Raw genomic sequence first — 23,932 nt, 5'->3', positions numbered from 1 at the left:
GGCGCGCAGCGCGCGGCGCGCGGCGTCCTCCCCGGCCAGGGCAGGGCGCTGCGCGCTACTCGGGCCTGCGACCGCGGTGCAGTGCGACGATTCCCGCGGTCAGGTTGCGCCACGCGACATCCGCCCACCCGGCCTCGCGGACCCACGCCGCGAGCCGCGGCTGGTCCGGCCACGCGTTGATGGACTCGTTCAGGTACTCGTACGCGTCGTCGTTCGAGCTCGACAGCTTCACGAGCGGCGGCATGACGACCTTCTGGTAGAAGTCGTAGCCCGCGCGCACGACGCCGACGGGCGGGTGCGAGAACTCGCACACCACGAGGCGCCCGCCGGGCCTGGTCACCCGCAGGAACTCGGCGAGCGCGACCTTCGGCTCCTTCACGTTGCGCAGGCCGAACGAGATCGTGACCGCGTCGAATTCGGCGTCGCCGAACGGCAGCTTCATCGCGTCGGCCTCGACGAACACGAGATTCGGCACGTGCGCCTGGCGCCGGCGGCCGACCTCGATCATGCCGGGCGAGAAGTCGGCGGCGACGACGCTCGCACCCGACTTCGCCAGGCTCGCGCTCGAGGTGCCCGTGCCCGCCGCGACGTCGAGGATGCGCTCCCCCGGCTTCGGCGCGACGGCCCGCGTGGTCGCGATGCGCCAGAGCGCGGCGTTGCCGACGGAGAGCACCGCGTTGGTGCGGTCGTACCGCGCCGCGACCCGGTCGAACATGGCCGACACGTCACGGGGGTCCTTGCCGAGGTCTGCACGCGTCATGCCAGCGAGTCTACGGTCGCCCGCCGGACGCGTTCCGTGCGCCCCCGGCCACCGGCCGCCCGCACGCCGTCGGCCGCAGATGCATGAGATTCCACCCGATGCCCCCTCCACAGAGCACATCTGCCGGATTCTCATGCATCACGCGCGACGCCGCGCACCCGCACCCGCGAACCGGCGCCGCGCGGGACTCCGGGAATGGAACGGCACCCCGCGCGCGTTGCACCGAGCATGAAGGCGATCTGGAACGGCACGGTCATCGCGGAATCCGACGACACGGTCGTCGTCGAGGGCAATCACTACTTCCCTCGCGACGCGATCCACCCCGAGTTCTTCGTCCCCAGCGACAACCGCACCGTGTGCCACTGGAAGGGCACCGCGAACTACTTCCACCTCGAGGTCGACGGCAAGCGCAACCCGAACGCCGCCTGGACCTACGAGACGCCGCTCGAGGCGGCGTCCGAGATCCGCGAGTACGTCGCGTTCTGGCACGGCGTCGAGGTCGTCGCAGCCTGAGCCGGCGGCCCCGGCGTAGGCTGGTCCGGTGACGCGAACGGATGCCGCGGCGCCCGCCGCCACCCCCATCGGGTTGCGCGTCCGCACCGTCCCCGTCGACGACACCGCACCGCTCGTGCCGCGCCTCGATCCGAGGCATCCGCTGCTCTGGATGCGCCGCGGCGAGGGCATCATCGGCCTCGGCGAGGTGCTCCGCATCGAGACGCACGGGCCCGACCGCATCTCGGACGCCGCCCGCGCCTGGCGCGCGCTCGCGCGCGCGGCCGACGTCGACGATCGCGTGGGCCTACCCGGCAGCGGCCTCGTCGCGTTCGGTGCGATCGCGTTCGCCGACGAGTCGGCCGCGACGAGCGTGCTCGTCGTGCCCGAGGTCGTCGTCGGGCGCCGGGACGGTCGGGCGTGGGTCACGCGCATCGAGACGACGGATGCCGCGGCATCCGCTGCACCGGGCGCACCGCCGCAGCACGACCGCCCCGGCGCCCCCGACCAACCGGACCTGATCGAGCTTCCCGCGCCCGCGCCGAAGCGCGACGTGCCGCGCGTGCGCTTCACGCCGGGCGCCATGCCGCCTGAGGCATACACCGACGCGGTCGCCGAAGCCGTCCGCCGCATCGACGGCGGCCGGTTCCAGAAGGTCGTGCTCGCCCGCGAGATCGTGGGCGAACTGCACGAGGATGCCGGGCTGCGCGCCGCGCTCGCCAAGCTCGCCGACGACTACCCCGACACGTGGGTGTTCGCGGTCGACGGCCTGATCGGCGCGAGCCCCGAGACCCTGGTCCGCGTCGACCACGGCACGGTCTCGGCGCGGGTGCTCGCCGGCACCGCGCCTCGGGGTCGTGATGCGGCATCCGACCGCGACCGGGCGGCCCGCCTCGCGACGTCGACGAAGGACCTCGCCGAGCACGCGCTCGCGGTCGAGAGCGCCGTCGCGACGCTCGAACCGCACACGGCACGGCTCGACACGAGCCCCGAGCCGTTCACGCTGCAACTGCCGAACCTGTGGCACCTCGCGACCGACCTGAAGGGCACGCTGGGCGACGGGTCGAACTCGCTCGACCTCGTGCGCGCGGTGCATCCGACGGCCGCGGTCGCGGGCACGCCCCGCGACCTCGCCCTCGCGGCGATCGCCGAACTCGAGGGCTTCGATCGGGGTCGCTACTCGGGTCCGGTCGGGTGGGTCGACGCGGCGGGCGACGGCGAGTGGGCGATCGCCCTGCGCTGCGCGCAGGTTTCGGCGGATGGCGCGGTGCGCGCATATGCCGGGTGCGGCATCGTCCACGACTCGGTGCCCGACGACGAGCTCGCGGAGACCGACATGAAGTTCCGCCCGATCGTCGAGGCGTTCGGTGCGCCGCCGCCCTCGCCCGTGATCGGCTGAGCCCGCACCTGCCGGGGCGCGCGGGGCGCTCGGCCTAGCTTCCCAGGAGCCGCGCCCGCTGCTCCGCGACGTCGAAGTCGGCCGCCGGCCATTCGAGCGAGAGCCCCTCGAGCGCGTCGATGAGCAGGTGCTGCACCGCGAGCCGCGCGTACCACTTGCGGTCGGCGGGGATCACGTGCCACGGCGCGACCTCCGTCGAGGTGCGCTCGAACACGACCTGGTAGGCGTCCCGGTACGCCGGCGCGAGCTGTCGTTCGTCGATGTCGCCGGGGTTGAACTTCCAGTGCTTGTCGGCGCGATCGAGTCGTTCGAGCAGTCGCTCCCGCTGCTCGTCCATCGAGATGTGCAGCATGACCTTGACGATCGTCGTGTGGGATGCCGCGAGCTCGGCCTCGAACGCGTTGATCGCGCCGTAGCGCCGCTCGATCTCGTCGGGCGGGGCGAGTCCGCGGACGCGCCCGATGAGCACGTCCTCGTAGTGCGACCGGTCGAACACGCCGATGCGCCCGGCGGCGGGGACCTGCTTGCGCACCCGCCAGAGGAAGTCGTGCGCGAGTTCCTCCTCGGTCGGCTTCTTGAACGCGGCGAGGTGTACGCCCTGCGGGTCGACGGCGCCGACGACGTGCTTGACGATGCCGCCCTTGCCCGCGGTGTCCATCGCCTGGAGCACGAGCAGCACGCGACGCGGGTCGTCGCCCATCTGGTTGCCCGCGTACAGCTTCTCCTGCAGTTCGGCGAGGATGCCGGCGCCTTCGGCGAGCGCGGCGTGCCCGGCGGCCTTGTCGGCGTCGATCCCGGGAGTGCCGCGCGGGTCGACCTCGTCGAGCCGGAACCCCTCGCGAACCCTCAGCAGTTCGGACGGGTCGCTCGCCCAGTACGTCTCCTGCCCCACGTCGCTCCCCTCGCCGGCCGCGTCGCCCGCGGCGTTCCCCCATCATCGATGCGCAGCGGATGCCACGGCAAGGCCCCGCTCAGCGTTCCAGCGGCACCTCGAGCAGCGTGGGCCCCGTCACCGACGTGCCGAGCGCTTCGTCGAGCTCGCCGCGCGTGGTCGCGCGACGGTACTCCCAGCCGTAGGCACTCGCGAGTGCGGCGAGGTCGACCGCGTGCGGCGGGGTGTACTGGACGCGGTCGAACGCGTCGGCCGGGGCGGATGCCGCGACCTCGAGCGCGTCGAAGATCGTGCCGCCGCCGTCGTTGCCGACGATGACGAGCACACGCGGCGCGGGCTCGCCCGTGGCGCGCAGCAGGGAGCCGACGTCGTGCAGCAGCGTGAGGTCGCCGATGAGCGCGCGCGTGGTGCCGGTCGCGGTCTCGCCCGGCGCCGCGGTCGCGCCCGGCGCCGCGGTCTGGCTCGCGACGGCGATGCCGATCGCGGTCGCGACCGTGCCGTCGATGCCCGCGAGACCGCGGTTCGAGTGCACCGGGATGCGTCGGCCGGGCACGTTGCGGTCGGCGTCGCGGATGAGCCGCGACGCACCGAGCACGAGCCGGTCGTGCGGCCAGGTCGCGGCCCAGAGCGCCTCGACGAGCATGCGCCGGTCGATGGGGCGGCGGATCCTGGCGAGCTGGTCCTTCAGGTAGGCGCGCTGCGCGGCGTAGTCGCTGACGTGCCCGGTCTCGTCGACGCCGCTGCGGAGCGGTTCCGCGGCGCCCGGCCCGGTGCCCGTGCCCGCCGTGCCCGCCGTGCCGCCGGCCCCGGGTTCGGCGTCGCGCCGGTCGAGCAGGATCCGGCTCGCGCGAACCCAGCGACCGGTCCATGCCCGCTCCTCGGGCGTCGGCTCATGCGCCTCGACCGCGACCGCGCGTTCGAACCGGTCGACGGCGTGCCCCGGGTTGAACCACTCGATGCCGTACGGTGCGACCGCGATCGTCTCGACGCCGTCGCGCTGCACGAGCGCCGGGACCTCGCGGGAGAGCGTGGGATGCCCGAACACGACCACCCGCTCGACCTCGTCGCCGAACCCCGGCTCGGCCAGGAGTTCCCGGTAGGCGACCACGAGGTTCGGCCCGAACCGCGACCCGCTCGTCACCTCCGCGAGGAGCGGCCACCCGCCGGCACGCGCCAGTTCCTCGGCCTCGGGCCCGGCGCCGGCCCCCGCGACGACGATCGTGCGCGGCCCGTGCGCGAGCCGCGCGACGCGCGCCTCGGCACGCGCCTCGGCGACGATCGAGGCGACGGATGCCGCGGCATCCGCTCGCACCTCGGGCACCGTGTCGATCGTTGCGGGCGACGACAACGGCTCCCGGAACTGCAGGTTCAGGTGCACCGGGCCCGGGCCGGGGTGCGGCACGAGCACGCCGTCAGTATCGACGCCGAGCGCCGCGCGCACGGCGTCGCGTGCCAGGCTCGCCGCGGCATCCGCTTCACCGGGCTCGCCCTCGGGCGGTCGCACGTCGCGCTCGAGGCGCACCGCGCCCGCGAAGATCCCCGGTTGCACGGTCGTCTGGTTGGAACGGATGCCGCGCAGCGCCTCGGGCCGGTCGGCCGTCGCGAGGATCACCGGCACGCCCGAATGATGCGCCTCGAGCACCGCGGGGTGCAGGTTCGCGACCGCCGTGCCCGACGTGGTCACGACCACCGTCGGACGGCCCGTCTCGACGGCGAGCCCGATGGCGAGGAACCCCGCACCGCGCTCGTCGATCCTGACGTGCAGGCGGATGGCGCCGACGCGCTCGAGCTCGGCCGCGGCCAGTGCGAGCGCCTGCGAACGCGAACCCGGAGCGACGACGACATCCACGACCCCGGCGCGCACGAACTCCGAGAGCAGCCCGAGCGACCAGGCAGTGGCGGGACTTGCGAACGAGAGGCCGTCAGCCATTCGGCCGACCCGAAGGGCCCGCCTCACCGGGGCCGTCGGTGCCGTCGTTGCGCCGGCGGTCGGTGCCGAGCGCGTCGTCAGGGCGCGGGGCGCGCGGACCGTCGGCATCGCCGCCCTGCTCCTGGTCGAGCTGCTCGAGTTCCTGCTCGAGCCGACGGATCCGCTCCTCGTGCTCCGCGTCGGCGCGCAGCCGGCGCAGGAAGTCGGGGTCGTCGTCGGGCGCGTTGCTGTGACGGCCGACCTGCCCGACCCTCGGCGCACGACCGCGGCCCACGATGAACCACAGCGCCGCACCGATCACGGGAACGAACAGGATCACCACGATCCACCATCCGCGGGCGAGCCCGCGGATGCGGGTGCGATCGAACAACGCGCAGTCGACCGCCGCATAGATCGTGAAGACCACGGCGGCGACGCCTGCGATCAACCAGAGGCGGACCATGGCTCGATTGTAGGCGTGCCGCATCACGTTCGGCTGGGAGCGGGCACCCAGACTGCGCCGCCTACACTGAACGGGTGAACGCCCTCCCCGCCTGGCTCCGCTACACGCTGCTGCGCGTGCTGCTGTTCGCGGCCCCGCTCGCGGTCCTGCTCATCGCCGGGGTCACCCCGTGGATCGCGGTGCTCGTCGCCGCCCTCTTCGGGTTCAGCGCGTCGCTGATCTTCCTGCGCGCGTCGCGCGAGCAGCTCGCGAGCGACCTCTACGCGGCCAGGCACCGCGAGACGCCGGCCGTCACGGTCGACGACGAAGCGGAGGATGCGGCGCTCGACGGCATGGACGGCGTCGATGGTGCAGACGGCGTCGACGGTGTGGACGGCGCAGGGGCGGATGCCGCCTCGCCGGCGCCGCGCGATGCCCGTCAGGACTCGGCGAGCGGGTAGCGCCCGCGCTCCAGCCGCACCGCCCCGTTCGGCTGGGGATAACCGTCACCACCGAGGCCCGCCGTCGCCTAGCGTGAAGCGCATGCCCGCGTCATCCGCCCCCACCAGCAGACCCGGGCGGATGCCGCAGCGCGCCGCCATCGCCGCCATCGCGTGCGCTCTGCTCATCGGCACGACCGCGTGCGCGGTCGCGAGCGCGCCGGGCGGCGAACCGCGCACCGCGCCGCCCGCCGAGACGGCCGACGGGTCGACCGCCGAGCCGATCTTCGCGTCGGACGAGGAGGCGCTCGCGGCGGCGGTGGAGGCGTACGAGGCGTACAGCGCGATGTCCACATTGATCGCGTCCGAGGGCGGCGTCGATCCGGAGCGCATCTCCGATGTCGTGGGAAAGAACCTCGCCGAGCAGTTCATCGATGAGTTCCGGCTCTTGGATGAGGCCGAGCTCAGAACAACCGGCGCTCCTCATGTGTTCGGTGCGCGTCTAGCGGACCGCGAGGAGAGTTCCGGCACCGCCTCCGTGTCTGCCTACTTCTGCCGCGACGTGACGGACACCCTCGTGCTCGATGCACAGGGCTCAGACGTCACGCCCAAGGACCGCCCGAGCATTTCAGCTGTGATCGCGCACTTCGAGTCCCTCCCTGATGCCGCCGGGACCCTACGCCTCGATGACCTGGAGACGTGGGAGGACGCATCATTCTGCGAGTAGCAGTTGCGATCGGCGTCCTCGCTGCGCTGGTACCGACGTCGGCAGCGCTGGCGTCTGATCGACCCGCGCCGTCCGAGCTGTTTGCGGTGCTGAACAACGGCGACACTCAGCAGACCGCAGAGATCATCGCCGAACTCACCCGTCCGGGGACGAACACGAACCCCGCCGACGGCTTCACCCCCGACACCGACACCATCACCCACACCACCGAACCACCCCGACGCCCCACCGAACCCCCAGCCGACATCTGCAACCCCGAGAACCCCACCCCCTGCCGATTCACCGGAGCAGAACCCGAACCCCCACCACCCGGCGAACCCGCCCTCACCCTCCAGGACATCGCCGCCTTCCACCCCGAACCCGGCCAGCACCGCGCCGAACCCGACGGCTGGGCCATCCTGAACCTCCCAGCCAACGCCCTCGCCGACAACGACACCCAGACCAGGTCAGGCACCCTCTTCGACCGGCCCGTGCACGTCCGCTTCCACCCCGTCGGCTACCACCGCACCTACTCCGACGGCACCACCCACACCACCACCGACCCCGGCACGACCTGGGAAGACCTCGACCAACCCGAGTTCACCACCACCCCCACCAGCCACGTCTACACCACCCCCGGCGAACACACCGCCCGACTCGACATCACCTACATCGCCGAATACCGCTACGCCGGATCCACCTGGCGCTGGATCGACGGCACCCTCACCATCCCCGGAACCCCCACCCGCATCCTCGTCGGCGAACTCGACACCGTCCTCGTCACCGGCCCCTGCACCACCCACCCCCACACCCCGGGCTGCGACTGACACCCCAAGCAGGCACGCCGAAACGGCACGCCGAGACGGCACCCGCAAACGGCACCCGGAATCCCGGAACCGACACGCCGCCAACGCCGCGCGCCCGAACGCTCGCGCGCTACAACGCGAACGCGAGCCCGAGCCCGACGCCGTAGACGAGCGCGGTGAGGCTCGCGAGTTGCAGCGCGGTGATGAGCTCTCGCGGCGTGCGCCCCCACCCGACGATCACGCACGCCGGAATCGCCGCGAGCAGCGCGAACATCACGAGCCACGCCGGCGGGTAGAGCAGCGCCCAGAATGCGACGACTCCGAACGGGGCGAGCATGAACACGGCGAAGAGGATCCGCCCGACGACCGGGCCGACGAGCACGGCGAGCGTGCGCTTGCGTGCGGCGCGGTCCTGGTCGACATCCCGAAGGTTGTTCGCCATGAGCACGGCGCACGCGATCAGGCCGATCCCGGCGCCGCCGGTCCACGCCTCCAGGTTGACCTCGATCGCCTGCACGTACGTCGACCCCGCAGTCGCGACGATCCCGAAGAAGACGAACACGAACAGTTCGCCGAGCCCGGCATAGCCGTAGGGGCGCTTGCCGCCGGTGTAGAACCAGGCGGCGACGATCGCGACCGCGCCGACGGCGATGAGCCACCACTGCTGCGTCAGGACGACGAGGGCGAGCCCTGCGACGGCCGCGACGGCGAAGCTCGCGAGTGCCGCGCCGAGCACCTGCCGCGGCGTCGCCGCGCCGGAGCCGACGAGCCTGGCCGGCCCGACCCGGTGGGCATCGGTGCCGCGGACCCCGTCGGAGTAGTCGTTGGCGTAGTTCACGCCGACCTGCAGTGCGAGCGCGACGACCAGCGCGAGCACCGCGCGCCACGGGTGGAACGGCTCGTCGAGGAAGCCGAGCACGACGGCTCCCGCGCCGGTTCCGAGGGCGACGGGCGCGATCGCGAGCGGAAGGGTCCGAAGCCGCGCCCCCGCGATCCAGTCGCGCGCGGTGGCCGGACCGCGCCCGGTCACCGGGGCGGCCGCGGCTCTCGCGGGGTTGCCGGAGCGTCCGTGCGTCCGCGCGGACGCGGGTTGGGCCGGGGTCGTGCGGTTGGTCTTCGGGCGTGCCACCCGGCCATGCTATTCCCCGCGCCCCCGCACCGGCTCCACCGTCCGCCGGCTCCCCGCCCTGCCCGCTGAAACGCATGAGAATCCGCCCGATGGGTCCGGTGAGCGGGGCATCAGGCGGATTCTCATGCGTTTTCGTCGTGCGCGGCGTGCGCGCCGCCCCCGGCGCGCGGGGCACCCCCGGCGCGCGGGGCACCCCCGGCCTCGCGGGCGAGAGCGGATGCCGCGGCGCGATCGGGCTTGCCCGACGCGAGTCGCGGCAGCTCTCCGAGCACCACGACTCGAACGGGTCGTCCGGCGGGCGGCAGCCCCGCGGCATCCGTCGCCGCGCGCAGCGCGCCCAGCGCGCCCACCGCCGCACCGGCCTCCGACGCCGTCACAACCGCCGCACGCTCGCCCCACTCGGCGTCGGGCACGGGCACCACGACGGCGTCGCCGAACCCGGCGACGCCGTGCACCGCACGCTCGACCTCGCCGAGCGCGACCTTCACGCCGCCGGAGATCATCACGTCGTCGGCACGCCCGCTCACCCGGAGTCGACCGTCGGCGTCGAGCGACCCGAGGTCGCCCGTGCGGTACCAGCGGGTTCCGTGCGCGTCGACCGAGAAGGCCCGCGCGGTTCGTTCGGGTTCGTCGAGGTACCCTTCGGCGAGCATCCGCCCGGCGAGCCGCACCTCGCCGTCGACGATCTGCACGTCGACCCCGGGCAGGGGGGTTCCGTCGTAGACGCACCCGCCCGCGGTCTCACTCGACCCGTACGTGCGATGCACTCGCGCGCCGAGCGCGGCCGCGCGTTCGACGAGCCCTGGGGGCGCCGCCTGGCCGCCGAGCAGGATCGCCTCGAACGAGCCGAGCGCCGCGCGAACCCGGCGATCGGTGTCGGCCGCCTCCACCAGGCGGGCGAGCTGCACGGGCACGAGCGAGGTGAACCACGGCCGGTCGGGGTCGAGCGTGCGCGCCGCCTCGACGAAGCCCTCGGGCGTGAACCCGTGGTCGGGCATCACCGCCGGCTCGGTGCCCGCGACGAGCGAGCGCACGAGCACCTGGACGCCGGCGATGTAGGTTCCCGGCAGCGCGAGCAGCCACTGCCCGTGCGCACCGCCGAACCAGCGAGAGGTGGCCGCTGCGCTCGCGCGGAGCGCGGCCGCTGAGAGCGCGACGCGCTTCGGTGCGGCGGTCGATCCGCTCGTCTCGACGACGAGTGCGATGTCGTCGGGGACCAGCCGGTCGATCGGGTCGGTCGGTTCCTCGTCTCCGGGGATGGGCAGCACCGCGAGGCCGTCGAGCAGCACGGCATTGCGCAACTGCGCCATGAGTCGCGGCACGTCACCGGCCGGAACCCGGATGAGGGGTTTCATCGTGAGCCTCGACACTGGGTCATCCGGTTCCGCACCCGTCCGCGTCCGCCGATTCGCTCAGTAGTGCCATGGGTACGGGCCCCAGTCGGCCTCGCGCTTCTCGAGGAACGAGTCGCGCCCCTCGACCGCCTCGTCGGTGCCGTAGGCGAGGCGCGTCGCCTCGCCCGCGAACACCTGCTGGCCGACGAGCCCGTCGTCGACCGCGTTGAACGCGAACTTCAGCATGCGGATCGCGGTCGGCGACTTCGTCAGGATGGTGCGCGCCATCGCGATGGCCTCCCGCTCGAGGTCGGCGTGCGGCACGACACGGTTCACAGCACCCATCTCGCAGGCACGGTCGGCCGAGTACTCCTCGGCGAGGAAGAACACCTCGCGCGCGAACTTCTGCCCGACCTGGCGCGCCATGTACGCCGACCCGTACCCGGCGTCGAAGCTGCCGACATCGGCATCCGTCTGCTTGAACCGCCCGTGCTCGCGCGATGCGATCGTGAGGTCGCACACCACGTGCAGCGAGTGGCCGCCGCCGGCGGCCCACCCCGGCACGACCGCGATGACGACCTTCGGCATGAAGCGGATGAGCCGCTGCACCTCGAGGATGTGCAGGCGCCCGGTGGATGCCGCGGCCGCCGCGTCGCGGACGACCTCGCCCTCGGCCGACGAGTACTGGTACCCGTCGCGGCCGCGGATGCGCTGGTCGCCGCCGGAGCAGAACGCCCAGCCGCCGTCCTTCGGGCTCGGGCCGTTGCCGGTCAGGAGCACGACGCCGATGCGCGGGTTCGTGCGGGCGTCCTCGAGCGCCCGGAAGAGCTCGTCGACGCTGTGCGGGCGGAACGCGTTGCGCACCTCTGGGCGGTCGAACGCGATGCGCGCGATGCGACCGTCGGTCGAGTGGTGGTACGTGATGTCGGTGAAACCGGCTCCGCCGGTGACGGATGCCGCGGCATCCACCCACTCGCTCGAATCGAACAGTTCCGACACCTCGACCGCCATGGCTCCCAGCCTAGTTCGGGCCGGGGCCGGGGCCGGGGCCGGGCTCGGGGCGATCCTCATGCGCTTCGGTGCCACCCGCCCGGCCGGCACTGGTGGCAGACTCGTCGCATGAGCGACGTCGCCCTGCCCGCCCTGCACGACCTGCTCGCGACCGCACGGGTCGTCGCGCTCCCACTGGTCACGCGGTTCCGCGGCATCGACGTTCGCGAGGCGCTGGTCTTCGAGGGGCCGGAGGGCTGGACCGAGTTCGCGCCGTTCGCCGAGTACGACGACATCGAGGCGGCGACCTGGCTCGCCGCGGCGATCGACTTCGGATGGCGCACGCCGCCCTCAGCACGACGCGACGTGATCCCGGTCAACGCCACCGTCCCGGCGGTCGACGCCGACGCCGTTCCCGCAGTGCTCGAGCGTTTCCCGGGCTGCCGGACGGCGAAGGTCAAGGTCGCCGCATCGGATCAGACCCTCGAGCAGGATGTCGCCCGTGTGCGAGCCGTCCGTGCGGCCATGGGGCCGGAAGGGCGCATCCGGGTCGACGCCAACGGAGGCTGGAACCTCGACCAGGCCGAGCATGCGATCCACGCCCTCGCCCCGTTCGACCTCGAGTACGTCGAGCAGCCGTGTCCCGACGTCGCCGAGCTCGCCGAGATCCGCACCCGCACGAAGTACATGGGCATCCCGATCGCCGCCGACGAGAGCGTCCGCCGGGCCGACGACCCGCTCGCGGTCGCCGCGGCCGGAGCGGCCGACCTGCTGGTCGTGAAGGCGGCGCCGCTCGGCGGCATCCGTCGCGCCCTCGATATCGCGGAGCGCGCCGGCCTGCCGTTCGTGGTGTCGAGCGCACTCGACACCAGCGTCGGGCTCGCCATGGGTGCGCACCTGGCGGCGGCCGCCCCCGAGCTGGACTTCGATTGCGGGCTCGGTACCGCGTCGTTGCTGGCAGCGGATGTCACGCGTGACCCGCTGCTCCCGCGTGACGGTGCGATCGACGTGCGCCGCATCGATCCCGACCCCGCCCTGCTCGACCGCTCGCGTGCGGACGAGGACCGTACGGCGTGGTGGCTCGCTCGGCTCGAGCGCTGCCATGCGATCCTCGCCGAAGGCCCGGGCGCGCCGTCTGGCGACGCCGGTCTCGCCGACCGAACCGGCTGACGCCGTCGACGAAGCGGAGGCGCCCCTCGGATTGGGGGTGCCCGACCGCCCCCGGCTCCGGGCTGACCCTGACCCCGCGGCCACCCCGATCCGGAAACCTGACCTCGGCGACCGGCACCGGTCGCCGAACCCGATTCGAAGGAGAGAGATCGATGATCTCGAGGACCATGAGGAACGTCGGAGCCGGCGTCGGCCTGACTGCGGCACTCGTGCTCGGCAGCGGCGCAGCCGCGTACGCCCACGAGTGCTTCAACGCCAACCGCTCCGACCAGGGCAACGCGGGCGCGTCGAAGTCGCAGACCTGGCTCACCGTGCACGTGGAGGAGCTCACGTTCGGAATGCCCGAGGAGGACGCCTCATGCGTGCTCGACGCGTACGCCGCGACGGGCGCTCCCAGCTCGTTCACGATCAAGATCAAGGGTGCCAACGGCCAGGGCGGAACGATCGGCGCGAACAACCCGCACGAGGGCAAGGCGGCCGACGGACAGGGCATCGACGAGATCTTCGCCGCATACGGTGCGGAGATCGCCGGCAGCTTCGCGACCTGCGGAGTCGAGCTTCCGTTCTGACGGTGGCGCGCAGCGCCCGCCCGTGCTCGTGCGGGTGGGTGGAACGACAGAAGAGCCACCCTCCGGCGTTCGTTGTTGAACGTGGTGGGTGGCTCTTCTGGATGTTGTGTCCGGCGGTGTCCTACTCTCCCACAGGGTCGCCCCTGCAGTACCATCGGCGCTGCGAGTCTTAGCTTCCGGGTTCGGAATGTGTCCGGGCGTTTCCCTCGCGCTATGGCCGCCGAAACTCTAGAACCAACATGCTCCCCGACCCGTCACCCCCGGCTGTGTGCGGGGTGGGTGGGGTGTTGGTGGTCTCGGTCCCCCGGGTGTCCCGCCGGCCGTCCCGTGAGGGCGGTTGGTGGGGTGGGGGTGTCGCTGTGTTGTTATGTGTGTGTTTCCGTCTGAAGGGAACCACAGAGTGGACGCGAGTCACCTTGGCCACACACCACCGCCTTGAAACGTGGTGTGTGTAGTGATTATCAAGTTATCGGCATATTAGTACCAGTCAGCTGCACACCTTGCGGTGCTTCCACATCTGGCCTATCAACCCAGTCGTCTGGCTGGGAGCCTCTCCCCCCGAAGGGGATGGAAATCTCATCTCGAGGCCGGCTTCCCGCTTAGATGCTTTCAGCGGTTATCCATCCCGAACGTAGCTAACCAGCGGTGCTCCTGGCGGAACAACTGGCACACCAGAGGTTCGTCCAACCCGGTCCTCTCGTACTAGGGTCAGATCCTCTCAAATTTCCTGCGCGCGCAGAGGATAGGGACCGAACTGTCTCACGACGTTCTAAACCCAGCTCGCGTACCGCTTTAATGGGCGAACAGCCCAACCCTTGGGACCTACTCCAGCCCCAGGATGCGACGAGCCGACATCGAGGTGCCAAACCATGCCGTCGATATGGACTCTTGGGCAAGATCAGCCTGTTATCCCCGAGGTACCTTTTATCCGTTGAGCGACAGCGCTTCCACAAGCCACTGCCGGATCACTAGTCCCGACTTTCGTCCCTGCTCGACCTGTCAGTCTCACAGTCAAGCTCCCTTGTGCACTTACACTCGCCACCTGATTGCCAACCAGGTTGAGGGAACCTTTGGGCGCCTCCGTTACTCTTTGGGAGGCAACCGCCCCAGTTAAACTACCCACCAGGCACTGTCCCTGAACCGGATCACGGTTCGAAGTTAGATATCCAGAGTGACCAGAGTGGTATTTCAACAATGACTCCACGAACACTGGCGTGCCCGCTTCACAGTCTCCCACCTATCCTACACAAGCCACACCGAACACCAATACCAAGCTGTAGTAAAGGTCACGGGGTCTTTCCGTCCTTCTGCGCGTAACGAGCATCTTTACTCGTAATGCAATTTCGCCGAGTTCGCGGTTGAGACAGCTGGGAAGTCGTTACGCCATTCGTGCAGGTCGGAACTTACCCGACAAGGAATTTCGCTACCTTAGGATGGTTATAGTTACCACCGCCGTTTACTGGGGCTTAACTTCTCAGCTTCGCACCGAAGTGCTAACCGTTCCGCTTAACCTTCCAGCACCGGGCAGGCGTCAGTCCGTATACATCGTCTTGCGACTTGGCACGGACCTGTGTTTTTAGTAAACAGTCGCTTCCCACTGGTCTCTGCGGCCTTCAACGCTTCCCCCAGCAAGTGGGTTCACGTATCCGGCCCCCCTTCTCCCGAAGTTACGGGGGCATTTTGCCGAGTTCCTTAACCACGATTCTCTCGATCTCCTCGGTATTCTCTACCTGACCACCTGAGTCGGTTTGGGGTACGGGCGGCTGGAACCTCGCGTCGATGCTTTTCTCGGCAGCATAGGATCACCCACTTTTCATCCGCATCACGTCTCAGCCTTGTGTGACTCCCGGATTTGCCTAGGAGTCGGCCTACACGCTTGCCCCGGGACAACCATCGCCCGGGCTGGGCTACCTTCCTGCGTCACACCTGTTATCACGCTCACTCCACCAGACGGGGTCGCATGCCGCCACACGATCGCCCCCGAAGGGGTCCACGTGTCTTGGGATGCTTAGCACTCCTGGTCTCGTGTGGGCGGTTCTTCGCCGGTACGGGAATATCAACCCGTTGTCCATCGACTACGCCTGTCGGCCTCGCCTTAGGTCCCGACTTACCCAGGGCAGATTAGCTTGACCCTGGAACCCTTGGTCTTCCGGAGGACGGGTTTCTCACCCGTCTTTCGCTACTCATGCCTGCATTCTCACTCGTGTGCCGTCCACGGCTGGTTTCCACCGCCGCTTCACTCGGCACACGACGCTCTCCTACCCATCACCACGACTGGACCACGAAGGCCTATCGATATGCGGTAATGCCACGACTTCGGTGGCGTGCTTGAGCCCCGTTACATTGTCGGCGCGGAATCACTTGACCAGTGAGCTATTACGCACTCTTTCAAGGGTGGCTGCTTCTAAGCCAACCTCCTGGTTGTCTGTGCAACTCCACATCCTTTCCCACTTAGCACGCGCTTAGGGACCTTAGTCGGTGGTCTGGGTTGTTTCCCTCTCGACGATGAAGCTTATCCCCCACCGTCTCACTGCTGCGCTCTCACTTACCGGCATTCGGAGTTTGGCTGACGTCAGTAACCTGTTGAGGCCCATCGGCCATCCAGTAGCTCTACCTCCGGCAAGAAACACGCAACGCTGCACCTAAATGCATTTCGGAGAGAACCAGCTATCACGAAGTTTGATTGGCCTTTCACCCCTATCCACAGCTCATCCCCTCAGTTTTCAACCTAAGTGGGTTCGGTCCTCCACGACGTCTTACCGTCGCTTCAACCTGGCCATGGATAGATCACTTCGCTTCGGGTCTAGAACCTGCGACTCAAACGCCCTATTCAGACTCGCTTTCGCTACGGCTACCCCACACGGGTTAACCTCGCCACAGATCACTAACTCGCAGGCTCATTCTTCAAAAGGCACGCCGTCACCCCAACAAAGGAGGCTCCGACGGTTTGTAAGCAAACGGTTTCAGGTACTCTTTCACTCCCCTCCCGGGGTACTTTTCACCTTTCCCTCACGGTACTTGTCCGCTATCGGTCATCTGGGAGTATTTAGGCTTATCAGGTGGTCCTGACAGATTCACACGGGATTTCTCGGGCCCCGTGCTACTTGGGATCCCTCTCCGGCCGGCCGGGCATTTCAGCTACGGGACTCACACCCACTCTGGTCCGGCATTCAAACCGGTTCGCCTATACCCGACGCGTCACCGTGGTCGACCGGCAGATCGACCCGAAAGGTCCCACAACCCCGACCATGCAACCCCTGCCGGGTATCACACATGACCGGTTTAGCCTCATCCGCTTTCGCTCGCCACTACTCACGGAATCACGGTTGTTTTCTCTTCCTGTGGGTACTGAGATGTTTCACTTCCCCACGTTCCCTCTACCCGCCCTATACATTCAGGCGGGAGTCACCAGGTCACCCGAAGGGCCTGGCGGGGTTTCCCCATTCGGAAATCCTCGGATCACGGCTCGTTTATCAACTCCCCGAGGCTTATCGCAGATTACGACGTCCTTCTTCGGCTCCAGATGCCAAGGCATCCACCGTTTGCTCTTAGAAACTTGAAAATCACATGAGTTCGATCAAAATTGACCAGTGAATACGCCAAACAGCCACCCCGAAAGGCAGCCACCTGACGACTCACCTTTGTGACCCAACATCCCGAAGGACATTGAATCTAAGATGCTCGCGTCCACTATGTAGTTCTCAACAGACGGACAGAACCCCCACCCCCACCAGCAACCGCCGGCTTCGATGAAGGCCTGAACAGGGAAACCATCCCCGACCACAGGGCACCCGAAGACACCCAAGGCCATGTCCGGTCCCTCAGGACCCAACAGCGTGCACGCACCCAACCCGACAACCCCGGTCGTTCCAACCACCCCGAAGAGCGGCGTACTGAACCAGAACCATCAGCCTGGACGCCTATGTCAATGTTCCACCCACGAGCACCCAGCAGACACGTTCGGTCTGATCTGGGACTCCTGGAACCAGAAACCTGGTCCAGTGCTCCTTAGAAAGGAGGTGATCCAGCCGCACCTTCCGGTACGGCTACCTTGTTACGACTTAGTCCTAATCACCGATCCCACCTTCGACGGCTCCCTCCACAAGGGTTAGGCCACCGGCTTCGGGTGTTACCGACTTTCATGACTTGACGGGCGGTGTGTACAAGGCCCGGGAACGTATTCACCGCAGCGTTGCTGATCTGCGATTACTAGCGACTCCGACTTCATGAGGTCGAGTTGCAGACCTCAATCCGAACTGAGACCGGCTTTTTGGGATTCGCTCCGCCTTACGACATCGCAGCCCTTTGTACCGGCCATTGTAGCATGCGTGAAGCCCAAGACATAAGGGGCATGATGATTTGACGTCATCCCCACCTTCCTCCGAGTTGACCCCGGCAGTCTCACATGAGTCCCCACCATAACGTGCTGGCAACATGCGACGAGGGTTGCGCTCGTTGCGGGACTTAACCCAACATCTCACGACACGAGCTGACGACAACCATGCACCACCTGTAACCGAGTGTCCAAAGAGTTCCACATTTCTGCGGCGTTCTCGGTCATGTCAAGCCTTGGTAAGGTTCTTCGCGTTGCATCGAATTAATCCGCATGCTCCGCCGCTTGTGCGGGCCCCCGTCAATTCCTTTGAGTTTTAGCCTTGCGGCCGTACTCCCCAGGCGGGGCGCTTAATGCGTTAGCTACGACACGGAAACCGTGGAAAGGTCCCCACATCTAGCGCCCAACGTTTACGGCGTGGACTACCAGGGTATCTAATCCTGTTCGCTCCCCACGCTTTCGCTCCTCAGCGTCAGTAAGTGCCCAGAGACCTGCCTTCGCCATCGGTGTTCCTCCTGATATCTGCGCATTCCACCGCTACACCAGGAATTCCAGTCTCCCCTACACCACTCAAGTTTGCCCGTACCCACTGCAGGCCCGAGGTTGAGCCTCGGGATTTCACAGCAGACGCGACAAACCGCCTACGAGCTCTTTACGCCCAATAATTCCGGACAACGCTCGGACCCTACGTATTACCGCGGCTGCTGGCACGTAGTTAGCCGGTCCTTTTTCTCCAGGTACCGTCAAGCCCGAAGGCCCTTCTTCCCTGACAAAAGCGGTTTACAACCCGAAGGCCGTCATCCCGCACGCGGCGTTGCTGCATCAGGCTTGCGCCCATTGTGCAATATTCCCCACTGCTGCCTCCCGTAGGAGTCTGGGCCGTGTCTCAGTCCCAGTGTGGCCGGTCACCCTCTCAGGCCGGCTACCCGTCGACGCCTTGGTGAGCCATTACCTCACCAACAAGCTGATAGGCCGCGAGTCCATCCCCAACCGAAAAACTTTCCACCAAACCCCATGCGGGGAAAGGTCATATCCGGTATTAGACGTCGTTTCCAACGCTTATCCCAGAGTCAGGGGCAGGTTACTCACGTGTTACTCACCCGTTCGCCACTAATCCACCCAGCAAGCTGGGCTTCATCGTTCGACTTGCATGTGTTAAGCACGCCGCCAGCGTTCGTCCTGAGCCAGGATCAAACTCTCCAAAAAAAAATGGTTCCCAACACCCCGAAAGGCGTCAGGGAGTTCAAATCACTGACAGAGAAACAACTGACTTACAAAAATCAAATTGTCCATCAATCAAAGGAAACCCATCCCCTCCCGAAAGAGGAAACACGGGATTCAAAAAATTGGCATTGAACATAGTGCACGCTGTTGAGTTCTCAAGGAACGGACGCACCCGACAGGCCTGCCATCACAGCCGGCCACAACGGGGCAACCTCAGAACGGTAGCTCTCGAACCTGATCAGAAGCTGACCTGACGACCCGAATCGGATCGACGGAACAAGGTACCGATCACCCCAGACTTGAAGCAACCGAGTCGCACGAGGCGCCTACGAGGCTGTTTGGCTGGGATGTCCGCCGGGCCCGGGAGCTTCTCGCTCCCGCCGCCGTGGCGACAAGAGAAGAACTTACGCGACTTCGGGGCCGGTGCCAAATCGCGCCCCGCGCCCGGGCGTGTCGCGCCCGGATCACAGTCCGGAGTAGGCGTGCAGGCCCTTGAAGAACAGGTTCACGACCGTGAAGTTGAACAGCACCGCGGAGAATCCGATGATCGCGAGCCAGGCCGATCGGGAGCCGCGCCACCCGCGCGTCGCCCTGGCGTGGATGTACCCGGCGTAGACCACCCAGATGATGAAGGTCCACACCTCCTTGGTGTCCCAGCCCCAGTACCGCCCCCAGGCCTTCTCAGCCCAGATCGCGCCGGCCATGAGGGTGAAGGTCCAGAGGATGAACCCGATGATGTTCACGCGGTACGCGAGGTTCTCGAGGGTCTCGGCCGAGGGCAGGGTCGCGAGGAACGACTTCCGCACCGCGTCGGCCGTCGCGACCAGCGCCTGCCGTCGGGCCTGCATGAGCTGGACCACCGAGAGCGCGAACCCGAGCGCGAAGAACCCGACCGCTGCGGTGGCCACGAACACGTGGATCACGAGCCACACCGACTGCAGCGCCGGCGGCAGCGGCACGACGCTCACGTAGAAGTTGACCGTCGCCACCCCGAGCAGCACGAGCACGAGACCGGTGACGAACGTGCCGAGGAAGCGCAGGTCGGTCTTCGAGACCGCGATCACCACGAGGAACACCGTCGTGATGACGAGGGTTCCGGTGAGGGCGAACTCGTACATGTTCGCCCACGGCACCCGGCTCGCGGCGATGCCGCGGAGCACGGTCGCCGCGAGATGCAGCGCCCAGGCGATCACGGTCATGGCCACGGCCACCCGCAGGGACGGCGACCTGCCGTAGGCGACGGATGGCGCGGCAGCGGCGCCACGCCCGGCGCGAGCCCGTCCGCCCGAGGTCGCTGGCGCGGCATCCGTTGTCGGGCCCGCATTCGCCTCACGCTCGCGTGCCGCACCCACCGTCGCGGCCTCGCGCTCCAGCGAGGCCGTGGCGGCATCCGCCCCGTCGGCCGCAGCGGCCGACGCCGCCGACCGGCGTGCCAGGTCGATCGCGTAGGCGATGAACGCGATCGCGTACACGGCCATCGCGGAGTACACCGCGATGATGGAGATCTCGTCGAGCGTCACTGTTCCACCTTACGTCGAAGAATGCTCGGAAACCGGGCCCGTCGCGGCGCCCGCATGGCGGTCGGCGAAGTCCTCGACCGCGCGTTCGAGCCCGGGATCGTCGCCGCGCGCGAGCCCCGCGTACTCGAGCACGACCCGCCCGTCGGGCCGCGCGACGGCCTTCACCCACATGCGGCGCCGAGGCACGAACAACGACAGCAGCAGGCCGCCGACGATCAGCAGCGAGAACACCAGGACCCAGCCCTGCGACGGGTCGTGGTGCACGTCGAACGAGGCGAACCGCGGCACGCTCTCGGCGAAGTCCCCCGCGTCCGGCGATGCCGACGCGAACTCGACCGTCCCGAGGCCGTTCGGCAGGTCGGCCGATTCCCCGGGCATGAGCTCGATCGAATCGACTCCGGTCTCGCCGCCCGTCAGCTGCTCCATGCCGCTCGTGTCGAGCTGGTAGACCGACCGCGGCGTGCCGTCGTCGATCCCGAGGTCGCCCGAGTAGATGTTCAGCGTGAGCACCGGGAAGACCAGGTCGGGATACGTCGACGTGTACGCGCCGGTCGCGAGCTGCTCCTGCGTCGGATAGAAGAACCCGATCAGGCCGATCTGCTCGTCGAGCCCGTCCGGGACCTTCACGACGCCGAGCGAGGTGAGGTTCGCGTCCTGCGGGAGGAACGGCACGGAGTCGGTGAACACCACGTCGCCGCCCGGATCGCGCACCGTGATGGTCGGCGCGTAGCCGTTGCCGAGCAGGTACACGTCGGTGCCGTACTCGTACAGCGGTTCGTTGACCTTGACGTCGCGATCGGTCGCTCCGTCGAGTCCGTCGATCGTCACGTGCGCGGTGAAGTCGATCGGCTGCCCGAGCGCGTCGGTGTTCTCCGTCTCGTACACGGCGTCGAGTTCGTCGAGCGTGAGCCGGTACGGCGTCAGGCTGCCGTCGTCGAAGAACCGCCCCGGGTTGAACGAGTCGTAGGCCGCGAGGGTGTTCACGAACGACTGGCCCTCGACGATCACGCGCTGCCCGGCGAACCCGAATCCGCCGCCGATCGCGACCGCGACGAGCACGCCCACGAGCGCCGTGTGGAAGACGAGGTTGCCGGTCTCGCGCAGGTAGCCGCGCTCGGCCGACACCGACGGGATGCCACGGGCGTCGTAGCGCTCGACCCGGTAGCCCGCCTTCCGCAGCTCGGTCGCAGCACGCTCGACCGCGGCCTCGGCGACCTCGGCCGCCTCGTCCGCCCCCGCCGCCGAACCCCCGAGCTCGCGCTCGGTGTAGGCCGACAGCCGCGACAGTCGCGCGGGCGTCTTCGGCGGTCGGGCGCGGAGCGCCTCGAAGTGGTGCCTCGTGCGCGGCACGATGCACCCGATGAGGGAGACGAACAGCAGCAGGTAGATCGAGGAGAACCACACCGACGTGTACACGTCGAACATCTGGAACCACTCGAGGACCGCCGCGAGGTCCGGGTTGTCGGCGAAGTACTGCACCACGCCGTTCGGGTCGCTCGAGCGCTGCGGGACGAGCGACCCCGGGACCGCGGCGATCGCGAGCAGCAGCAGGAGCAGCAGAGCGGTGCGCATGCTCGTGAGCTGCCGCCACGCGAACCGCAGCCAGCCGACGACGCCGAGCTTCGGCGACACCACGGCGGCATCGGGCCCGGAACCGGGCCGCGAACCCGCGACGCCATCGGCATCCGGCGCCCCCGAGCCGTCGTCGTAGTCCGACGGGCGCAGCGGGTCGACGCCCGTGTCGCGCTCGGCCGCGGCATCCGCTCGCCCGGTCTCAGATTGCTGGGACGAATCCACCGATCACCGCCTGCAGGTCGTACATCCAGATGGTCCACACGCCCGACACCATGAGCAGGCCGATGAGGATGAGCAACGCGCCGCCGATCAGGTTGACGGCGCGGATGTGCCGGCGCACGAACGCGAGCGCGTTCGCCGCCCAGCCGAAGCCGAGTGCCACGAGCACGAACGGGATGCCGAGGCCGACGCAGTACGCCAGGCCGAGCAGCGCGCCCCGCCCCGCCGAAGCCGAATCCGCGCTCAGCGCGAGCACGACCGCGAGGGTCGGGCCGATGCACGGCGTCCACCCGAGTCCGAACACGACGCCGAGCAGCGGCGCGCCGGCCAGCCCGGTCGCCGGCCGCCACGACGGCTTGATCGTGCGCTGCAGGAACGTGAACTGCCCGATGAAGACCAGCCCCATGCCGATGAGCACCACGCCGAGCACCCGGATGATGAGGTCGGACCAGCGCGCGAGCCACGCGCCCAGCACGCCGAACGTCGTCGTGAAGACGAGGAACACGAGCGTGAACCCCGCGATGAAGAGCAGCACGCCGAGCAGCAGCCGGCGACGCGCACGACGCGCCTCGGACGCCTCGGCGCTCGCCTCGGCGAACCCGCCGAGGTACCCGAGGTAGCCCGGCACGAGCGGCAGCACGCAGGGCGACAGGAACGACACCAGGCCTGCAGCGAGCGCGATCGGCAGCGCGGCGAGCAGCTGCCCGCTGAAGACGATCTCCCCGAGGTCCATGGCCGCCGCGCCGCCTACGCTGCCGCTTCGTCGACCAGGTCGCCGACGATCGTCGACAGGATCGACGCATCCTTCAACTGCCCGAGGATGCGGGCCGCGACGCGGCCCTCGGCATCGAGCACGAGCGTCGTCGGCACGGCCGCGGGCGGGACGTCGCCCGCGAAGGCGTACTGCACGAGCCCGTCGATCGAGTCGATGATCGACGGGTAGGTGATGCCGAAGTTCTCCTCGAAGGATGCCGCGGTCGCGGCCTGGTCGCGCACGTTCACGCCGACGAAGCTCGCGCCCTCGCCGTCGAACTCCTCGAAGACCTCCTGCAGCATGGGCGCCTCGGCGCGGCACGGCGCGCAGCCGGCGTACCAGAAGTTGACGACCACGACCTCGCCCGCGAGGTCGTCGGACCCGAGCGCCTCGCCCTCGATGGTCTCGCCCTCGAACTCGATCGGCTCGCCGCGCTCGTCGACCGGGTACTCCGAGATCGTGCCGTCGCCCGCGATGTAGCCCTTGCCGCTGCCCTCGCGGTACTGCTCGGCGAGCGGGTCGCTGCTGCACCCCGCCAGGACCAGAGCGGATGCCGCGGCGAGCGCGGCGGCGCCGACGACGCGGCGCGTCCGGGTCGCGCGCATCACACCGCCCCCACGTCGGTGGCCAGCGACTGCAACCCGGCGGCCGGCTCGCGGTACGACACCTCGACGAAGCGGTCGCCGCGGCGCTCGAACGTCGTGATGCTCGACAGCGTGCACCGGCGGCGGCGCGGGTCGTGCGCGAGCGCGCGGCCGGCGACCCGGCGGTGCGTCATCCAGATCGGCAACTGATGGCTGACGACCACGACGTCTCCGGAATCGACCGACCCCGCGGCATCCGTCATCGCATCGAGCATGCGGTCGGCGATCGACCGGAACGGCTCGCCCCAGCTCGGCTCCCACGGGTTGACCAGCAGCAGCCAGTTGCGGGGGTCGCGCAGCGCACCCTGGGCCCCGGACATCCGCTTGCCCTCGAACCGGTTCGTCGGCTCGATGACGCGCTCGTCGAGGTCGGGCTCCAGGCCGAACGCGGCCGCGATCGGCTCGGCCGACTGCTGCGTACGCTGCAGCGGCGACGCGATCAGGCGCGCCACGGGTCGCTTGCGCGCGACGAGGTCGCGTGCGGCCGCTTCCGCCATGGATCGGCCGAGATCGCTCAGCCCGAATCCGGGAAGTCGGCCGTAGAGCACGCCCTGGGGGTTGAACACCTCGCCGTGGCGCACGAGATGGATCTGCTCGGCAGGCACGCCCCCAGTCTACGAACCGG

The 23,932-nt window shown here is 68.6% G+C and carries 19 protein-coding genes and 3 rRNA genes; 7 read left to right on the top strand and 15 right to left on the bottom strand.

Going from position 1 to position 23,932, the window contains the following annotated elements; translation table 11 throughout:
• Positions 1–55: 55 nt before the first annotated feature.
• Positions 56–760 carry a demethylmenaquinone methyltransferase gene (locus DSM26151_RS01725; RefSeq protein WP_234660706.1) on the bottom strand — a complete coding sequence of 235 codons (705 nt, stop codon included), beginning with the start codon at positions 758–760 and terminating at the stop codon, positions 56–58.
• Positions 761–955: 195 nt separating this feature from the next.
• Here DSM26151_RS01725 and DSM26151_RS01720 point away from each other — a divergent pair, with 195 nt between their 5' ends.
• The gene (locus tag DSM26151_RS01720; protein ID WP_234660705.1) at positions 956–1,273 is read left to right on the top strand and encodes a DUF427 domain-containing protein; all 318 of its coding nucleotides are present in this window, start codon (positions 956–958) and stop codon (positions 1,271–1,273) included.
• A gap of 28 nt (positions 1,274–1,301) precedes the next feature.
• Positions 1,302–2,651, top strand: a complete 1,350-nt coding sequence (locus DSM26151_RS01715) for an isochorismate synthase (protein ID WP_234660704.1) — start codon at positions 1,302–1,304, stop codon at positions 2,649–2,651.
• A 34-nt stretch (positions 2,652–2,685) separates the two neighbouring features.
• On the opposite strand, the gene DSM26151_RS01710 is transcribed toward DSM26151_RS01715, so the two are convergent.
• The 3 genes from DSM26151_RS01710 to DSM26151_RS01700 all read right to left on the bottom strand — a co-directional run bounded on the left by DSM26151_RS01710 (position 2,686) and on the right by DSM26151_RS01700 (position 5,915).
• Entirely contained in the window at positions 2,686–3,543 is an 858-nt protein-coding gene (locus DSM26151_RS01710) for a polyphosphate kinase 2 family protein (protein ID WP_234660703.1), read from the bottom strand.
• A 79-nt stretch (positions 3,544–3,622) separates the two neighbouring features.
• Complete coding sequence (gene menD / locus DSM26151_RS01705; protein WP_234660702.1) at positions 3,623–5,473, bottom strand: 2-succinyl-5-enolpyruvyl-6-hydroxy-3-cyclohexene-1-carboxylic-acid synthase; 1,851 nt, start codon at positions 5,471–5,473, stop codon at positions 3,623–3,625.
• Complete coding sequence (locus tag DSM26151_RS01700; RefSeq protein WP_234660701.1) at positions 5,466–5,915, bottom strand: PLD nuclease N-terminal domain-containing protein; 450 nt, start codon at positions 5,913–5,915, stop codon at positions 5,466–5,468. The genes menD and DSM26151_RS01700 overlap by 8 nt, the downstream gene beginning before the upstream one ends.
• 74 nt (positions 5,916–5,989) lie before the next feature.
• Here DSM26151_RS01700 and DSM26151_RS01695 point away from each other — a divergent pair, with 74 nt between their 5' ends.
• The 3 genes from DSM26151_RS01695 to DSM26151_RS01685 all read left to right on the top strand — a co-directional run bounded on the left by DSM26151_RS01695 (position 5,990) and on the right by DSM26151_RS01685 (position 7,867).
• Positions 5,990–6,355, top strand: coding sequence for a DUF4229 domain-containing protein (locus tag DSM26151_RS01695; RefSeq protein WP_234660700.1), 366 nt, complete (start codon positions 5,990–5,992; stop codon positions 6,353–6,355).
• Between the two features lie 121 nt (positions 6,356–6,476).
• Positions 6,477–7,061 (top strand): hypothetical protein, encoded by a 585-nt coding sequence (locus DSM26151_RS01690; RefSeq protein ID WP_234660699.1) that lies wholly within the window; start codon positions 6,477–6,479, stop codon positions 7,059–7,061.
• An 86-nt stretch (positions 7,062–7,147) separates the two neighbouring features.
• Positions 7,148–7,867 (top strand): hypothetical protein, encoded by a 720-nt coding sequence (locus DSM26151_RS01685; RefSeq protein ID WP_234660698.1) that lies wholly within the window; start codon positions 7,148–7,150, stop codon positions 7,865–7,867.
• Between the two features lie 109 nt (positions 7,868–7,976).
• On the opposite strand, the gene DSM26151_RS01680 is transcribed toward DSM26151_RS01685, so the two are convergent.
• From DSM26151_RS01680 to DSM26151_RS01670, 3 genes are all read right to left on the bottom strand, one after another.
• On the bottom strand, positions 7,977–8,975 hold the full coding sequence (locus DSM26151_RS01680) for a 1,4-dihydroxy-2-naphthoate polyprenyltransferase (RefSeq protein ID WP_234660697.1): 999 nt from the start codon (positions 8,973–8,975) through the stop codon (positions 7,977–7,979).
• Positions 8,976–9,097: 122 nt separating this feature from the next.
• Complete coding sequence (locus DSM26151_RS01675; RefSeq protein ID WP_234660696.1) at positions 9,098–10,330, bottom strand: AMP-binding protein; 1,233 nt, start codon at positions 10,328–10,330, stop codon at positions 9,098–9,100.
• A gap of 57 nt (positions 10,331–10,387) precedes the next feature.
• Positions 10,388–11,320, bottom strand: coding sequence for a 1,4-dihydroxy-2-naphthoyl-CoA synthase (locus tag DSM26151_RS01670; protein WP_234660695.1), 933 nt, complete (start codon positions 11,318–11,320; stop codon positions 10,388–10,390).
• 108 nt (positions 11,321–11,428) lie between these two features.
• Between DSM26151_RS01670 and DSM26151_RS01665 the strand changes: the two genes are divergently transcribed.
• Together DSM26151_RS01665 and DSM26151_RS01660 are read left to right on the top strand one after the other, a co-directional pair.
• On the top strand, positions 11,429–12,469 hold the full coding sequence (locus tag DSM26151_RS01665; protein WP_234660694.1) for an o-succinylbenzoate synthase: 1,041 nt from the start codon (positions 11,429–11,431) through the stop codon (positions 12,467–12,469).
• Between the two features lie 167 nt (positions 12,470–12,636).
• A complete protein-coding gene (locus DSM26151_RS01660; RefSeq protein WP_234660693.1) occupies positions 12,637–13,038 on the top strand; it encodes a hypothetical protein in 402 nt (133 codons plus the stop codon).
• A gap of 108 nt (positions 13,039–13,146) precedes the next feature.
• On the opposite strand, the gene rrf is transcribed toward DSM26151_RS01660, so the two are convergent.
• The 8 genes from rrf to DSM26151_RS01620 form a co-directional block, all read right to left on the bottom strand.
• Positions 13,147–13,263, bottom strand: a 5S ribosomal RNA gene (rrf, locus tag DSM26151_RS01655).
• A gap of 232 nt (positions 13,264–13,495) precedes the next feature.
• Positions 13,496–16,600 (bottom strand): 23S ribosomal RNA (locus DSM26151_RS01650).
• A 450-nt stretch (positions 16,601–17,050) separates the two neighbouring features.
• A 16S ribosomal RNA gene (locus tag DSM26151_RS01645) occupies positions 17,051–18,577 on the bottom strand.
• Together the 16S, 23S and 5S rRNA genes form the textbook arrangement of a ribosomal RNA operon.
• A gap of 482 nt (positions 18,578–19,059) precedes the next feature.
• On the bottom strand, positions 19,060–20,073 hold the full coding sequence (gene ccsB / locus DSM26151_RS01640) for a c-type cytochrome biogenesis protein CcsB (protein ID WP_234661927.1): 1,014 nt from the start codon (positions 20,071–20,073) through the stop codon (positions 19,060–19,062).
• Positions 20,074–20,124: 51 nt separating this feature from the next.
• Positions 20,125–21,840 (bottom strand): cytochrome c biogenesis protein ResB, encoded by a 1,716-nt coding sequence (gene resB, locus DSM26151_RS01635; RefSeq protein WP_407651048.1) that lies wholly within the window; start codon positions 21,838–21,840, stop codon positions 20,125–20,127.
• A gap of 49 nt (positions 21,841–21,889) precedes the next feature.
• Positions 21,890–22,642 carry a cytochrome c biogenesis CcdA family protein gene (locus DSM26151_RS01630; RefSeq protein WP_234660692.1) on the bottom strand — a complete coding sequence of 251 codons (753 nt, stop codon included), beginning with the start codon at positions 22,640–22,642 and terminating at the stop codon, positions 21,890–21,892.
• 14 nt (positions 22,643–22,656) lie between these two features.
• On the bottom strand, positions 22,657–23,268 hold the full coding sequence (locus DSM26151_RS01625; RefSeq protein WP_234660691.1) for a TlpA family protein disulfide reductase: 612 nt from the start codon (positions 23,266–23,268) through the stop codon (positions 22,657–22,659).
• Entirely contained in the window at positions 23,268–23,912 is a 645-nt protein-coding gene (locus tag DSM26151_RS01620) for a histidine phosphatase family protein (protein WP_234660690.1), read from the bottom strand. The genes DSM26151_RS01625 and DSM26151_RS01620 overlap by 1 nt, the downstream gene beginning before the upstream one ends.
• Positions 23,913–23,932: the final 20 nt, after the last annotated feature.

The sequence above is a fragment of the Agromyces marinus genome (assembly GCF_021442325.1).
GTDB lineage: Bacteria > Actinomycetota > Actinomycetes > Actinomycetales > Microbacteriaceae > Agromyces > Agromyces marinus.
This window is presented reverse-complemented; position numbering and strand designations above follow the sequence as displayed.

Excerpts from the sequence above, each read along its gene's own strand:
- DSM26151_RS01725 (WP_234660706.1), bottom strand. The coding sequence starts at position 760 with ATGACGCGTGCAGACCTCGGCAAGGACCCCCGTGACGTGTCGGCCATG.
- DSM26151_RS01720 (WP_234660705.1), top strand. The coding sequence starts at position 956 with ATGGAACGGCACCCCGCGCGCGTTGCACCGAGCATGAAGGCGATCTGG.
- menD (WP_234660702.1), bottom strand. The coding sequence starts at position 5,473 with ATGGCTGACGGCCTCTCGTTCGCAAGTCCCGCCACTGCCTGGTCGCTC.
- DSM26151_RS01700 (WP_234660701.1), bottom strand. The coding sequence starts at position 5,915 with ATGGTCCGCCTCTGGTTGATCGCAGGCGTCGCCGCCGTGGTCTTCACG.
- DSM26151_RS01690 (WP_234660699.1), top strand. The coding sequence starts at position 6,477 with ATGCCGCAGCGCGCCGCCATCGCCGCCATCGCGTGCGCTCTGCTCATC.
- DSM26151_RS01675 (WP_234660696.1), bottom strand. The coding sequence starts at position 10,330 with ATGAAACCCCTCATCCGGGTTCCGGCCGGTGACGTGCCGCGACTCATG.
- DSM26151_RS01670 (WP_234660695.1), bottom strand. The coding sequence starts at position 11,320 with ATGGCGGTCGAGGTGTCGGAACTGTTCGATTCGAGCGAGTGGGTGGAT.
- DSM26151_RS01665 (WP_234660694.1), top strand. The coding sequence starts at position 11,429 with ATGAGCGACGTCGCCCTGCCCGCCCTGCACGACCTGCTCGCGACCGCA.
- DSM26151_RS01660 (WP_234660693.1), top strand. The coding sequence starts at position 12,637 with ATGAGGAACGTCGGAGCCGGCGTCGGCCTGACTGCGGCACTCGTGCTC.
- ccsB (WP_234661927.1), bottom strand. The coding sequence starts at position 20,073 with ATGGCCGTGTACGCGATCGCGTTCATCGCCTACGCGATCGACCTGGCA.
- DSM26151_RS01630 (WP_234660692.1), bottom strand. The coding sequence starts at position 22,642 with ATGGACCTCGGGGAGATCGTCTTCAGCGGGCAGCTGCTCGCCGCGCTG.
- DSM26151_RS01625 (WP_234660691.1), bottom strand. The coding sequence starts at position 23,268 with ATGCGCGCGACCCGGACGCGCCGCGTCGTCGGCGCCGCCGCGCTCGCC.